Genomic DNA, 12,090 nt, shown 5'->3' with positions numbered 1-12,090 from the left:
CAGGTTAGCCGCGCCGAGCCAGCACATCCAAGCGCAGAGGCAATGAAGTGCCGCACCACCACAAGCCCGAGCAAGGATGCCTAATCGCTCCAGCCTCAGTACCTTCGTCGACGGCGAGCATGGATCGACATACCGGGCGATGATCTAGCGGTAGAAAGTCAGTGAGCACTTGAGCCACCGGCCCAGTGGACCAGGCATGGACCGCCAAGGGTTCTCGGAGTCTCAGTGGCAGCCGTTCATGCAGGTCAGCCAGTCGTGTGCATGCCAGGGCATAACCCTCTTGAAAACCGTCGTGGCACGAGTCAGCGTGGGTTCAGTCCTTGCACCTACCGCACCAGGTCGGACAAGGTGCTGCTCGGCAGGGGCAGGGTGAGAGCGATGCTTTCCTTCAGGGTCAACGCACCCCTTCGTCCATCAGGACATCGCTGCGGCCCCTCTCGATCGGGCTCCAGCATCGCAGAGGCGTCACGGGGGACCAGCGGGGCCGGGGGCGGTTCATTCTCCTGCGGGGCAGGAGCGGGTTGCGGGTGGGAGGCGGCCGTGGAGGAGGAAGTCGTCCACGTACTCCTGGACGCAGCGCGAGGTCGCGTAGCCGGTGTGGCCCTCGCCCTTGTGGTCCACGATCACCGCCGAGCCCAGGCGCTCGGCCGTTTCCTCCGTCCACTCGTACGGTGTCGCCGGGTCGCCGCGGGTGCCGATCAGGAGCATCGGCGGGGCTCCCGGGTGGTCGATCTTCCGGATGAAGTCGGTGCCGGCGGGCCGTCCGTAGCAGGTCAGCACGGACAGCAGTTGTGGCACGCCGAACACTTTCGAGACCTTGAGGAACTCCTCCGCCCGTTCCTCGATCTCCTTCTCCAGCGCGGCCGGGCCGGCCTTCTCGATCGACCGGTCCGGGTCGTCGGCGCAGGTCACGGCGGCGAAGGCGGCGGCGAGGTTGTCGGCGGGCACCGGGTCGGATCCGGCGGCCTGGGGTGGGTCGGCCGGGTCCGCAGGGTCCGTCGGCTGCGCGCCCAGGCCGAGCAGAGCCAGCATCCCGGCCGGGTCGTGCTCGCGCTCCGCCTGCGCCAGCGCCTTGGCGAGCGCGGGCCATGTCTTCGGCGAGTACAGGGCCTGGCCGATCGCGAGGACGATGAACAGGCCGCCCACCGCCGTGCCGTCGTCGCCGACCAGCGGCTTCGTGTCGGCCCGCTCCACCAGGGCGGCCACCTTCTCCTTCGCGGTACGGGTGTTCGTCCCGTAGACGCAGTCGCTCTGGTGGGCGCACCAGGTCAGGAAGTTGTCCAGGGCCCGCTGCTGGCCGCGGGCCGATACCAGCGCCTGTTCCATCAGCGGTTCGGTGAGGGTGTCGACGCCGTCCAGGACCATGCGGCCGGTGTCCCGGGGGAACAGGGCGGCGTACACCGCGCCGAGCCGGCTCCCGTAGGAGAACCCGAGGAAGTTGAGCTTCTCGTCCCCGAGGAGGCGGCGCACCACGTCCATGTCGCGGGCGACGTCCATGGTTCCCATGTGCGCGAGGACCGGGCCGGAGTTGATCTCGCAACGCCTGACCTCCTCCCGCAGGGTGGCCAGCGCCGCCGCGGTGTCGGCCTCCGGGTCTCCCGCGCTGTCCCCGGCGCCGCCGCAGGAGACGGGGTCGCTGTGGCCCACGCCGCGGGGGTCGAAGCCGATCAGGTCGTAGCGTTCGCCGAGGTCGGCGAACGCCTTGGGATCGGCGGCGAGGCCGGCCAGGCCCGGGGCACCGGGGCCGCCGAAGTTGATCAGCAGCGAGCCGATCCGCCGGTCCGGGTCGGTGGCCGGGAGCCGGCCCAGGGCCACCTTGACCGTGCCCTTGCCCGGGGCCGCGTAGTCGAGCGGGACCTCCACGACGGCGCACCGCATCTCGGCGGGGACGGGCTTCTCGGGGCAGGCGCCCCAGCGGACGCGCTGGGCGTGGAACCGCGCCAGGGGGTCGTCGTCGCCCCCTGCGGGCACGGACGCCGGGCTGGGGCTGGGGCTGGGGGTCGGGGTGGGCGGCGGTGCGGCCCCCAGCGAGGCCAGGAGCATCGCACCGGCAGCGGTCCCGCCGGCTATGACCGTACGGACTCGGGAACGGTGCACTGCGCCCTCCTCGGGCGGCCCCCCGGACCCATCTGCCCACCATAGACCGGCCCCGCCGTGCCCGCCGCTCAGGCTTCGCGCGGCCCCCGGTACAGCTCCTGGATCCGGTCCGCGTAGTCCCGGGCGATCGCGCCCCGCCTGAGTTTCAGCGACGGGGTCAGGTGGCCGCGCGCCTCGGTGAAATCGGCGGCCAGGACGGTGAAGCGGCGGATCGACTCGGCCCGCGAGACCAGCCGGTTCGCCTCGTCCACCGCCCGCTGGAGGTCCGCCCGCAGTTCCTCGTCCCGCACCAGCTCGCGCATCGGCACGTTCTGCTTCTTGTGCATCTGGCGCCAGTGCTGCAGCCCGTCGGGTTCCAGGGTGATCAGCGCGGTGATGTACGGCCGGTTGTCGCCGACCACCATGCACTGGCCGACCAGCGGGTGGGCCCGCAGCCAGTCCTCCAGCGGCGCCGGGGCCACGTTCTTGCCGCCGGAGGTGATGATCAGGTCCTTCTTGCGGCCGGTGATGGTGAGGTACCCGTCGGCGTCGAGCTCGCCGATGTCGCCGGTGGCCAGCCAGCTGCCGTACGGGGCCGCGTGCGCGGCGTTCCAGTAGCCGGCGAAGACGTGGCCGCCGCCCAGCAGCACCTCCCCGTCGTCCGCGATCCGTACGGCCGTGCCCGGCAGCGGCCAGCCGACCGTGCCGAGACGGGGCCGCTGCGGCGGGGTCACGGTGCTCGCACCGGTGGTCTCCGTCAGCCCGTAGCCCTCGAAGACCTCGATGCCGGCGCCGGTGTAGAAGGCGGCGAGCCGCCGCCCCAGGGGTGATCCGCCGCTCAGGACGTAGCGGACGCGGCCGCCGAGCGCGGCCCGGATGCGCCGGTAGACGAGCGGGTCGTAGAGGGACCGGGCGAGGCGCAGCACGGGCCCGGGGCGCCCTGCCTCGGTGGTCTCGGCGAAGCGCTGCGCGATGCGGGCGGCGCGGTCGAAGGAGGAGGCCCGGCCCATCTTCTCGGCGGTGGCCCGGGCGGTGTTGTAGACCTTCTCCAGTACGTAGGGGATCGCCAGGAGGAAGGTGGGCCGGAAACCGGCGAGGTCGGCGAGGAGGTCCTCGGTACGGATGCTGGGCGCGTGCCCGAGCTTGACGCGGGCCCGCATGCAGCCGACGGCCACCATCCGCCCGAAGACGTGGCTGAGCGGCAGGAACAGCAGGGTGGAGGCGGGGTCCTTGCTGACGGACTTGAAGACGGGGTGCAGCAGCTCCACCGCGTTGTCCACCTGGGCGAAGAAGTTGGCGTGGGTGATCACGCATCCCTTGGGCCGCCCGGTGGTGCCGGAGGTGTAGATGAGGGTGGCGACGGAGTCCGGGGTGAGGGTGGCCCGCCGGTTGTGCACCACCGCGTCCGGGATCCGTTCCCCGGCCTTGACCAGCCGGGCCACCGCACCGGTGTCGAATTCCCACAGGTGGGTCAGCCAGGGCAGGTTGGCGCGCTCGGCGCTGATGAGCCGGGCCTGCGCGGTGTCCTCGACGGCGCAGGCCACGGCCCCGGAGTCCTGGATGATCCAGCGCGCCTGGAGGGCGGAGGAGGTCGGGTAGATCGGTACGGTGATCAGGCCCGCGGCCCAGCCGGCGAAGTCGAGCAGGGTCCACTCGTAGGTCGTGCGGGCCATGATGGCGAGCCGGTCGCCCTCGCGGAGCCCTTCGGCGATCAGGCCCTTGGCCACGGCGAGCACCTCGGCCGCGAACTGCGCGGCCGGGATGTCGTGCCAGACGCCGTCCTGGTCCTTGCGGGCGAACACCGCCTCCCCGGGGGCCTCCCGGGCGTTGACGAAGGGGAGGTCCCCGAGGGTTCCCCGCTCCACGCGGCCCACCAGCGCGGGCACCCGTACCTCGCGGACCACTCCGTCGATCACGGTCTTGACGGGTTCGACCGGTTCTACGGCCCGGACCGGCCTCAGCTCGGCTCCCACGGCGGACTCTCCTCGGCTCGGCACGGGCGTTACCGCCGGTAATTTACGTAGCGGTAACCCGCTCCGACCAGCCCCCGGAGCCGTTCTTCACGGACGCTCCACGCCACCGCCACCGCCGCCGCAACCGCCCCACACCCCGGACGCGGCCGTGGTCCGCACGTAGTCCTCGAAGTCACGGGGCTCCCGGCCGAGCACCCGCTGCACCCCGTCGGCGAGGGTGGCGAAGCGGCCCTCGGCGATCCAGCCGTAGAGCATGTTCAGCAGGCCGGCGAACTCCTCCGGCACGCCCTGCGCCACCGCGTGGGCGGCGAACTCGTCCGCCGGGAGCGGGCGGTAGGTGATGACCCGGCCGGTGGCCCGGGCGATCTCGCCGACCACGGCGTCCAGGCTCAGCAGCCGCGGGCCGGACAGCTCGTAGGCCTGCCCGCCGTGCCCCTCTTCGGTGAGCGCGGCCACGGCGACCTCGGCGATGTCCTCGGCGTCGATGAACGGCTCGACGCCGGCCCCGGCCGACATCACGACCTCGCCGTCCTGGACCTGACCGGCGATGAACGGGTCCTCGCTGAAGTTCTGGAAGAACCAGGACGGCTTGAGGATGGTCCACTGCGCGCCGGACTCGCGGACCGCGCGCTCGCAGGGGAGCTTCTCCGCGCCTTCCGGCACCACCCAGTCGCGGGCGGACAGCAGCACCAGCCGCTCGACGCCGGAGGCAGCGGCCAGTTCGGCGAAGGAGCGCATCGACTCGGCGGCGTCGGGGAGCTGCGAGTCGACCAGATAGGCCGCGCCGACCCCCTCCAGCGTCCGCTCCCAGGTGTTCTCGTCGGTCCAGTCGAAGGCGACCGGCCCCTTCCGGGAGGCTCCCCGGACCTCGTGTCCGCGCCGGCGCAGCTGCGCGGCCACCCGGCTGCCCGTCCGGCCGGTGCTGCCCAGGACCAGGATCGGCCCGGTCGTCGCGCCGTTCGCCGTCGTGCCGTTCGCCGCCGTGTCGTTCGCCGCCGTGTCGTTCCTCGTCGTCGTCATGCGACCAGTGAATCCGGCGGCGCCCGGACGCGAAATGGCCGTCCCGCTCAGTTCCATGTCCGAGCGTCCAGGCTCCGGCCGCATGGATGCGCCGGCGAGCCTGCCCGGCGAAGTGCGGTCCGACGGCGCCCTGTTCAGCCGGAACGTCCCGGCCCCGCCGTTCTCGATCCGCGCCGCCGCCCGAAGCCGTTCGCCCGGGCCGGCACCGCGCGCGGGCCGTCGCCCGGCGGGCCGGACCGGAGGGCGGGGGCACGGGGACGGGCAGCCCGTGGGCTGTCGGCGGCGGGAGGTAGCGTAGGGGCGGCGTAAAGACCACGGGCAGGCATGCGTCGGTGCGTTGCGACTGCCGGGCCGTTGTTGCGTCCCACCCTCTGAGCAAGGAGCTCCACACGCATGTCCATACCACCGCAGCCCCCGTCGTCCCCCGGTCCGTACGGGCAGCCCGGACAGCCCGGACCGTACGGGCAGCCGGGGCAGCCCGGTCCGCCGCCTTACGGCGGCGCGCCGCAGGGCTGGTACCCGCCGCAGCAGCAGAAGACCAACGTGCTGGCCATCGTCGCGTTCGTCATGGCGCTCGTCTGCGGCATCCCGCTGGTCCCGCTGATCCTCGGCATCGTCGCCCTGTCCCAGATCAAGTCCCGCGGTGAGAAGGGCAAGGGCCTCGCCGTCGCGGCGATCGTCATCCACAGCCTGGTCATCGTGCTCTGGATCGTCGTCGTGGCCCTCGGCCTCACCGGATCGCTGGGCGACGACGCCCCGAAGAAGCGCGACACCACCACCGGCCAGGTCACCGGTCCGGCCTCCAGCGGCGTGACCGAGATCCGCAAGGGCGACTGCTTCAACACGAAGGACGACCTGACCGAGTACGGCGACGAGGACGGCACCCAGGCCGCCCGCTCGGTGACCATCGTGCCCTGCACCCAGCCGCACAAGGGCGAGGCCTACGCGGTCTTCGACCTGGACAGCGGGGCGTACCCGGGCAACGACAAGGTCATCAAGTCCGCCGAGGAGAAGTGCAGCGGCACCGCCCTCTCCTCCTACGTGGGCGACAACCCGAAGCTCTCGGAGAAGCTGGAGGTCTACTACTACTACCCGCAGGCCGCCACCTGGGTCCTCGGCGACCGCGAGGTCACCTGCTTCATGGGCGACCCCGCCGGCCCGACCACCGGCTCGGTCCGCGCCGCCGGTTCCTGAGGCCTCCGGGCCCGGCCCGGCCGGGCCCGCTCATGCCGCCGCCGCATCCTCCTCCGGCGGGCAGTCCCGGCAGCGGCCGGGGTGCGGGGCGCGGAAGGCGCGCTCGCAGCCGCCGCAGTTCTGCAACGGGTCCGGCCGTCTGCCGTCCCGGACCACCGGGGCCGCCGGAGCCGGGGGCAGCTGCGGCGGGATCAGCGCGGTGAGGCGGTACGCGAGTACCGACGCGGGGCTGCGCATCCGCTCGGGGAGGTCCGCCGACAGGGCCCTCGCGACCGCCTCGGGGGTCACCCCGCGCTCCAGCCAGGCCGATGCGTCCGGCGCGAGCCGCCGTACGTCCCGCTCGGAGAGCAGGAGCCGCGGGTCGTAGCGCCGCAGCCCGGCGAGCAGTTCGACGGCGCCGGGGTGCACGCGGCGGGGAGGGGGCGGGAGTACGGCTTCCGGCCCGGGCCCGGGCACCGACTCGGCGCCGGGTTCCCCGGCCGGCGACGCCGGCGGGGCAGTCGGGGCCGGAGTCGGAGGCGACGGGTACGGCGGTTCCGCCGTGGTGCTCCCCGGCTTGTTGTACGAGTACGTCCGGGTCACCACCCGCCCGGTCGCCAGCCGCTCGCGCCGCCGCTCCAGGTATCCGTGCCGCTCCAGCTCTCGCAGGGCGGACCCGATCCGGATCTCGCCTTCCGGGAACCGTGCGGTCAGCGCCTTGATGCCGATCGGCGCCCCCTGCGGCAGCGACTGGATGTACGCCGCGACCCCGATCGCCGTCGCCGACAACTCCTTGTGCTGCAGGAGGTGGTTGCCGACCACGGTGTAGTGACTCGCGTGCCGCGCGTTGACGTGGATGACACCGGATCGGGGGATCGCGGCGGGAACGGGGGACGAGGCGCGCGAGGGCGCGCTAGGGTTCTCAAGAGCCATGGGGAAGTGGTGTTGACTTCCTTCGTTGGTCAGGCCCTCGGCCGGGATTCGCCGTCCCGTCGGGGGCCGTCTCATGTCTGCGGTGGTCGGGGCGAGCATATGCCCGCCAACCCATGCGAAATCCAGCCCAGTTGGCACGATTCACCCGACCGAGCGATGCGCGCCCCGGCTGCCGGGGTGGGGTTGGGTCGGTTGGTTCTTTCTCCCGGTTTTTTGGATCCTTACGCGTCCAAGCACGCCGGATCGCGGCCCTCCGCGGCCCGGTCCGGGGCCGCCTCCCCCCTCCTTCCCCTCGCGCCGCGTCGCGGATCCCCGGGCTCCGGTCGGCTCCGGCCCGAGAGGCCCGTGCGGAACCGGACGGGCACCTGTCGCGTCTCCGGCCCATAACGGCACCACAAGGTTCCGGACGTGGAAATCCCCGTATTAGCATGCACATGACCAGCTGATTCTGGCCATGTCCAGTTATCAACTATTCAGGGGACACATGTCGTTCGACGCGGAATGGGCCCAGCACAAGGCCGCCGCCCTCGCACAGCAGTCACCCGTCATGCGCCTCAACCACGCGCCGGCGGACGGCAGCGTGCCGGGGAGTCCCGCCGGGAGCCTGGTGGCCGGGGCTGCCTCCATCAACGGCAACGCCAACCTGCTGATCGAGATCGCCGCCCTCCTCCACGAGGGCCGGCCCGACGGCGACGCCGGCACGATGGCCCGCGCCCCGCGCGCCCACGCCGACGTCTCGGCACAGGTTCTGCGCTTCGCCCGGTTCGCCGACGACCAGTTCAAGGACACGATCGGCCTGCTCGCCGCCCTCGCCACCCGCCTGAAGACGGCCGGCACCGACTTCGCCCAGGTGGACGACGCCACCGCCCGCTCCTTCCTCGCGGGCCTCCTCGAATCGGGGCAGTACGTGAAGCCGGAGGCCAAGTGAGCGGGATCAGTCACCGCAAGGACGTCCAGTTCCTGGAGGAGTGCAACCCGGCGCTCGTGGAACGCAACGCCGCCGAGTTCAAGCGCCTGCGCGATCTGCTCGTGCAGGTCGAGGAGCCCGCCCGGCGCGCCGAGACCCGTACGGAGTGGCACAGCGACGGCAGCCACACCTACACCGCGCGCCTGTCCGAGGCGCGGCAGCTCGTGCAGCACATCGCCGAGGGCTACGACAAGGCCGCCGGCGCCCTGCACGCGTACGCGGCCGCCCTGACGACCGCCAAGTCCCACTACGCGAACGGCAAGGGCTCCGAGCGCAAGCTCGCCGCCCTGATCGCCACGAAGGGCACCGCGGTGACCCGCACGGCCCAGGAGGCCGAGCCGATGTGCCAGTGGGAGGACATGCGGGCGACGACCGGGTTCCTCGACGGTCTCGCCGAGCTCACGATGGACGTGGACGACATCCGCGACGAGGCCGACCGCCTCCACGACGACGCGGGCGGCAACTTCCAGCTGGCGAAGACCACCGAGCAGGAGGCGCGCAGCTCCTGCGTCCACGCGCTGAAGCAGGCGTACGAGCTGCTGCCCGAGTTCCGGCTGAAGGGCGGTGCCGGCGGGGTCGACCTCTACGCGGCCATGGCCGACATCCGCCGCGAGGCGGCGGAGGCCCGCACCAACCCCCTGGTCCAGCTGCCGGGCAGCGGCCCGAAGAAGGACATGACCGGCCCGGTGGGGCCGGACACCCCGGTCTCCCCGCAGCTGCGCGACATCCGGCTGCGGGTCGCCGGACTGCCGGGGGACGCCGCCGACAACTACTGGATCCCGCTGGTCACGGACGGCCAGCACGCCGACTGGATCTCCCAGAACAAGGAGATCCTGCGGGCGGCGGCCAAGAACGCGGGTCTGCCGGAAGAGCTGGTCGCGGGTGTGGCCTGGCAGGAGATCGGCGGCTACCAGCCCGGACTGCTGGACGACGTGACCGGCACGATCCGCGAACAGGCCGCCGCCCCGTGGGGCCTGAGCCCGGTCACCCCCGAGAACCTTCCGTGGCGGCTCGGCGGGAAGCTGGACGAGACCTCGTACGGGCCGATCGCCATCCAGCTCCGGCGCGGCGCAGAAGTGCTCGGCTACGACCCGGCGAACCTCACGGACCACCAGCGGACCCTGGTGGAGGAGGCGCTCCAGGACCCCAAGCAGAATGCCTTCATAGCGGCCGGTTTCCTGGCCCAGATCAAGGCGGAGAGCGGTCTCGCCGACGTCCCGGCCGATCGGATGACGGAGGCCCAGATGCGGGAGATCGCCGCCCGCTACAACGGAGGCCCGTACTGGGACCTCCCCAAGGCCCAGGGCTACGGGGACCGGTTCGTCGGCAACCTCGCCCAAGCGAAGGACGCAATGCGATGACGTACCCCCGTGAGGGCATCGACCTGCCCCAGGACCAGGGCTGCCTGCGGTGGGTGCTGGGCGTTCCGCTCGGAATCATCCATCTGCTCAACGGCGCCGCCGTGTTCGGGGCCCTGTTCGCGGGACCCCAGGGCGAATGGGACGACCAGGGCTACGAGAACGTCGGCGCGCTGTGCCTGGTCTCCGTCTCCCTGAGCGTGCTGGGCCTGCTCATCACCGCCGTACCGAGCGTGCGCCGGACGATGGGCCCGTGGTGGTTCGCCCCGCCCCTCCTCCTCGGGCTGACCGCGTTCCTCCGCGGCTCGACGCTCGGCTGAGGCCCGGATGGGGCTCCGGCGCGAGAACATCGACCTGCCCGAGGACCGCGGCTGCCTGCAGTGGGTCCTCGGGATCCCGCTGGCCCTCTCCTACGTCCCCGCGGTGTACACCTGCTACCTCACCCTGTCGCTCCACCCGGAGGGCCGCGACGACCCGCTGCGCGAGGACGTCCGCTTCCTGGCCGGCTGCTGCCTGGTGCTGTGCCTCGCGGGACTGCTGATCACCATCAGCCCGCTGTTCCGGCGGACCATGGGCCGGTGGTGGTTCGCCCTGCCGTTCCTGCTGGCGACGATCGCCTACGTCCGCGCGCAGACGGCCTGACCGGAGGAGGCGGGGCACCCGGCCCCGGCCGGGTGCGGGACCTCAGCTCAGGGTGATCACGGCGTAGCCCTCCCCGTCCCCCGGCGGCCGCCGCCACGAGCGGGTGGTGAACGTGTGCAGCCGTCCGGCCGTGAGCGCGTGGCGCGGCAGCCGGACTCCGAACTCGTCGGCCACGGCCTCCAGCAGGGACCGTTCCGCCCCGGCGCGCTCCGCCTGCGAGCCGAAGAACCGGTCCGGGTCCAGTGCCCCCGGTATCTCCCCGGTCCGGTGGACCTCGCCGTCCGCGTACGTGAACGCGTACCGCTCGGCTCCGTCCCGCGCCATGGAGAGGTGGAAGAACGGTTCCCCGCGCCAGTCCCGCAGGCCGCACCAGACGACCACCGCGCGGGTGCCCGCGCCGGAGGCCGCGGCCGGGGCCGGGGAGACGAACCGCCGCGGGTCGAAATACGGAGGGTTGCCGTCGAAGGCGAAGCTCCACCCGGCGCCGGCCCGGCCGACCGCCATGAGGGCCTTGTCGTCGTAGGACGAGAACTCCCGTTGGCCGTTGATCAGGCGGGAGCGCGCTTCGTCGTAGGTCACGGGATCGCCGAGGACTGCCTCGTCACCGTCCGCGAGGCGTCCGGGAAGGTCCTCCGGTTCCACGCCTTCGACCAGGACGAACCGGTAGGACGTGAGGCTGCCGTGGGGGTCCAGGTCCGCGAGCCACGCCAGGCCGTCCGGGTCGATGCCGGCGCTCGGGCTCGGCGCCTCGCCCGACTGCCCGCCCCTGGGGGTCGACAGCAGCTCGCGGCCCCGTTCCGGGGTCAGCAGGGATCCGAGCAGCGGGTCGGCCAGCCATCCGAGCGGCGCCAGGAGGTCGGGGCCCGGCGGCTGCCACACCGGCAGGGCGTCGACCAGCGTCCGCCATGCCCGGTCGGTGTCGCCCCACCTCGCCAGCTCCCGTGCCCGCTCGACCGCCTCCCCGAACGGCCCGGCCGCCGTGTACCGGTACGTGCCGCCGCGCACCTGCTCCAGCGTCGCGCGGGCCTGCGCCAGCACGTCGTCACCGGCTCCCCGCAGGTGGTACTCCAGCGTGGAGTCGTCCCTGTACGACTGGACCGCATGGTCGCCGACCAGTACCGGCAGCAGCTCGGGCGCGTACCGCGGGTCGATCACCACGTCCTCGAAGTACACCATGTAGGTCTGTCCCAGCAGGCGGCGTATCTGGTCACCCAGTCCACCTGCCCGCGGTCTGCCGTACCCCTTCGCCTCGTCCAGCTGACGCCCGGCGCGCTCCCACCCGCCGCGCAGCGCCTCCAGCCGGGCCTGCTCCACCAGGGCCTCCAGCTCCCGCGTCGTGTCGTTGGCGAACTCCGGCTCCCCGTTGACCGGACGCGCGTGCAAGCGGTGGAACTCCCGGTACATGGCCCGCATGAACGCGGCGAAGTTCGCGTGCCGCTCGGGTGCCTCGCCCCGCCAGCTCGCCCACGTGCAGACGGCCCACTCGCCGTCCTCGTCCACGTCCTCGGGATCCAGGAGGACGTGGGTGATGTCGGACTCGACGTCGAGCTGGAGCCCGCGCCGCCAGACGTCCGCGTTCCGCCGCGCGTCGGGTCCGGCATCGTCGTCCAGGTACTCCTCGAACATGTCCGCGAGCCCGGATTCGTTGTCGTGCCGACGCACGTCCGCGGTCCCCGCCAGCAGCCGGACGAACCCGCCGGCGTGCCGCCACCCGTCGCTGACTTCGAGGAACTCCCGGTACGACGGTGGCATCCGTCGGCCGAGGCGCTGCTCCATGGCCGCGATCCGCTCCTCGGACGCGGGCGGGAACCCCAGCCACCGGTCCCGCCGGGCGGATTCGTCCTCCTCGCCGAGCCCGGCGTCGTCGGGCAGGGAATCCGCCCACTCCCCACTCCAGCGGAGCAGGAACGGGCGCCAGTCGAACGGTGTCGCATCCGGCTTCGTCATG

10 protein-coding genes are annotated in these 12,090 nt (G+C 72.5%); 5 read left to right on the top strand and 5 right to left on the bottom strand.

What is annotated here, in order from left to right; translation table 11 throughout:
* Nucleotides 1-495: 495 nt before the first annotated feature.
* From ACXNSR_RS22555 to ACXNSR_RS22545, 3 genes are all read right to left on the bottom strand, one after another.
* Complete coding sequence (locus ACXNSR_RS22555) at nt 496-2,097, bottom strand: alpha/beta hydrolase (protein WP_458637333.1); 1,602 nt, start codon at nt 2,095-2,097, stop codon at nt 496-498.
* Nucleotides 2,098-2,165: 68 nt separating this feature from the next.
* Nucleotides 2,166-4,037, bottom strand: coding sequence for an AMP-dependent synthetase/ligase (locus ACXNSR_RS22550; RefSeq protein ID WP_458643365.1), 1,872 nt, complete (start codon nt 4,035-4,037; stop codon nt 2,166-2,168).
* Nucleotides 4,038-4,136: 99 nt separating this feature from the next.
* Entirely contained in the window at nt 4,137-5,069 is a 933-nt protein-coding gene (locus ACXNSR_RS22545; protein WP_458637332.1) for an NAD(P)H-binding protein, read from the bottom strand.
* Between the two features lie 393 nt (nt 5,070-5,462).
* On the opposite strand from ACXNSR_RS22545, the gene ACXNSR_RS22540 reads away from it, so the two are divergent.
* Nucleotides 5,463-6,263, top strand: a complete 801-nt coding sequence (locus tag ACXNSR_RS22540; protein ID WP_458637331.1) for a DUF4190 domain-containing protein — start codon at nt 5,463-5,465, stop codon at nt 6,261-6,263.
* 30 nt (nt 6,264-6,293) lie between these two features.
* Here the strand turns inward: ACXNSR_RS22540 and ACXNSR_RS22535 are convergent, their stop codons facing one another.
* Nucleotides 6,294-7,175, bottom strand: coding sequence for a helix-turn-helix domain-containing protein (locus ACXNSR_RS22535; protein WP_458637330.1), 882 nt, complete (start codon nt 7,173-7,175; stop codon nt 6,294-6,296).
* Nucleotides 7,176-7,659: 484 nt separating this feature from the next.
* On the opposite strand from ACXNSR_RS22535, the gene ACXNSR_RS22530 reads away from it, so the two are divergent.
* From ACXNSR_RS22530 to ACXNSR_RS22515, 4 genes are read left to right on the top strand one after another with little or no spacing between them, the layout of a single operon-like run.
* Entirely contained in the window at nt 7,660-8,103 is a 444-nt protein-coding gene (locus tag ACXNSR_RS22530; RefSeq protein WP_458637329.1) for a hypothetical protein, read from the top strand.
* Nucleotides 8,100-9,503 (top strand): hypothetical protein, encoded by a 1,404-nt coding sequence (locus ACXNSR_RS22525; RefSeq protein ID WP_458637328.1) that lies wholly within the window; start codon nt 8,100-8,102, stop codon nt 9,501-9,503. Before ACXNSR_RS22530 ends, ACXNSR_RS22525 begins: the two co-directional genes overlap by 4 nt.
* The gene (locus ACXNSR_RS22520) at nt 9,500-9,820 is read left to right on the top strand and encodes a hypothetical protein (protein WP_458637327.1); all 321 of its coding nucleotides are present in this window, start codon (nt 9,500-9,502) and stop codon (nt 9,818-9,820) included. Before ACXNSR_RS22525 ends, ACXNSR_RS22520 begins: the two co-directional genes overlap by 4 nt.
* Nucleotides 9,821-9,827: 7 nt before the next feature.
* Nucleotides 9,828-10,142 carry a hypothetical protein gene (locus ACXNSR_RS22515; protein ID WP_458637326.1) on the top strand — a complete coding sequence of 105 codons (315 nt, stop codon included), beginning with the start codon at nt 9,828-9,830 and terminating at the stop codon, nt 10,140-10,142.
* A 42-nt stretch (nt 10,143-10,184) separates the two neighbouring features.
* Here the strand turns inward: ACXNSR_RS22515 and ACXNSR_RS22510 are convergent, their stop codons facing one another.
* Nucleotides 10,185-12,089, bottom strand: coding sequence for an SMI1/KNR4 family protein (locus ACXNSR_RS22510; protein WP_458637325.1), 1,905 nt, complete (start codon nt 12,087-12,089; stop codon nt 10,185-10,187).
* Between the last annotated feature and the right edge of the window lies 1 nt (nt 12,090).

The sequence above is a fragment of the Streptomyces sp. NC-S4 genome, from assembly GCF_054353315.1.
This window is presented reverse-complemented; position numbering and strand designations above follow the sequence as displayed.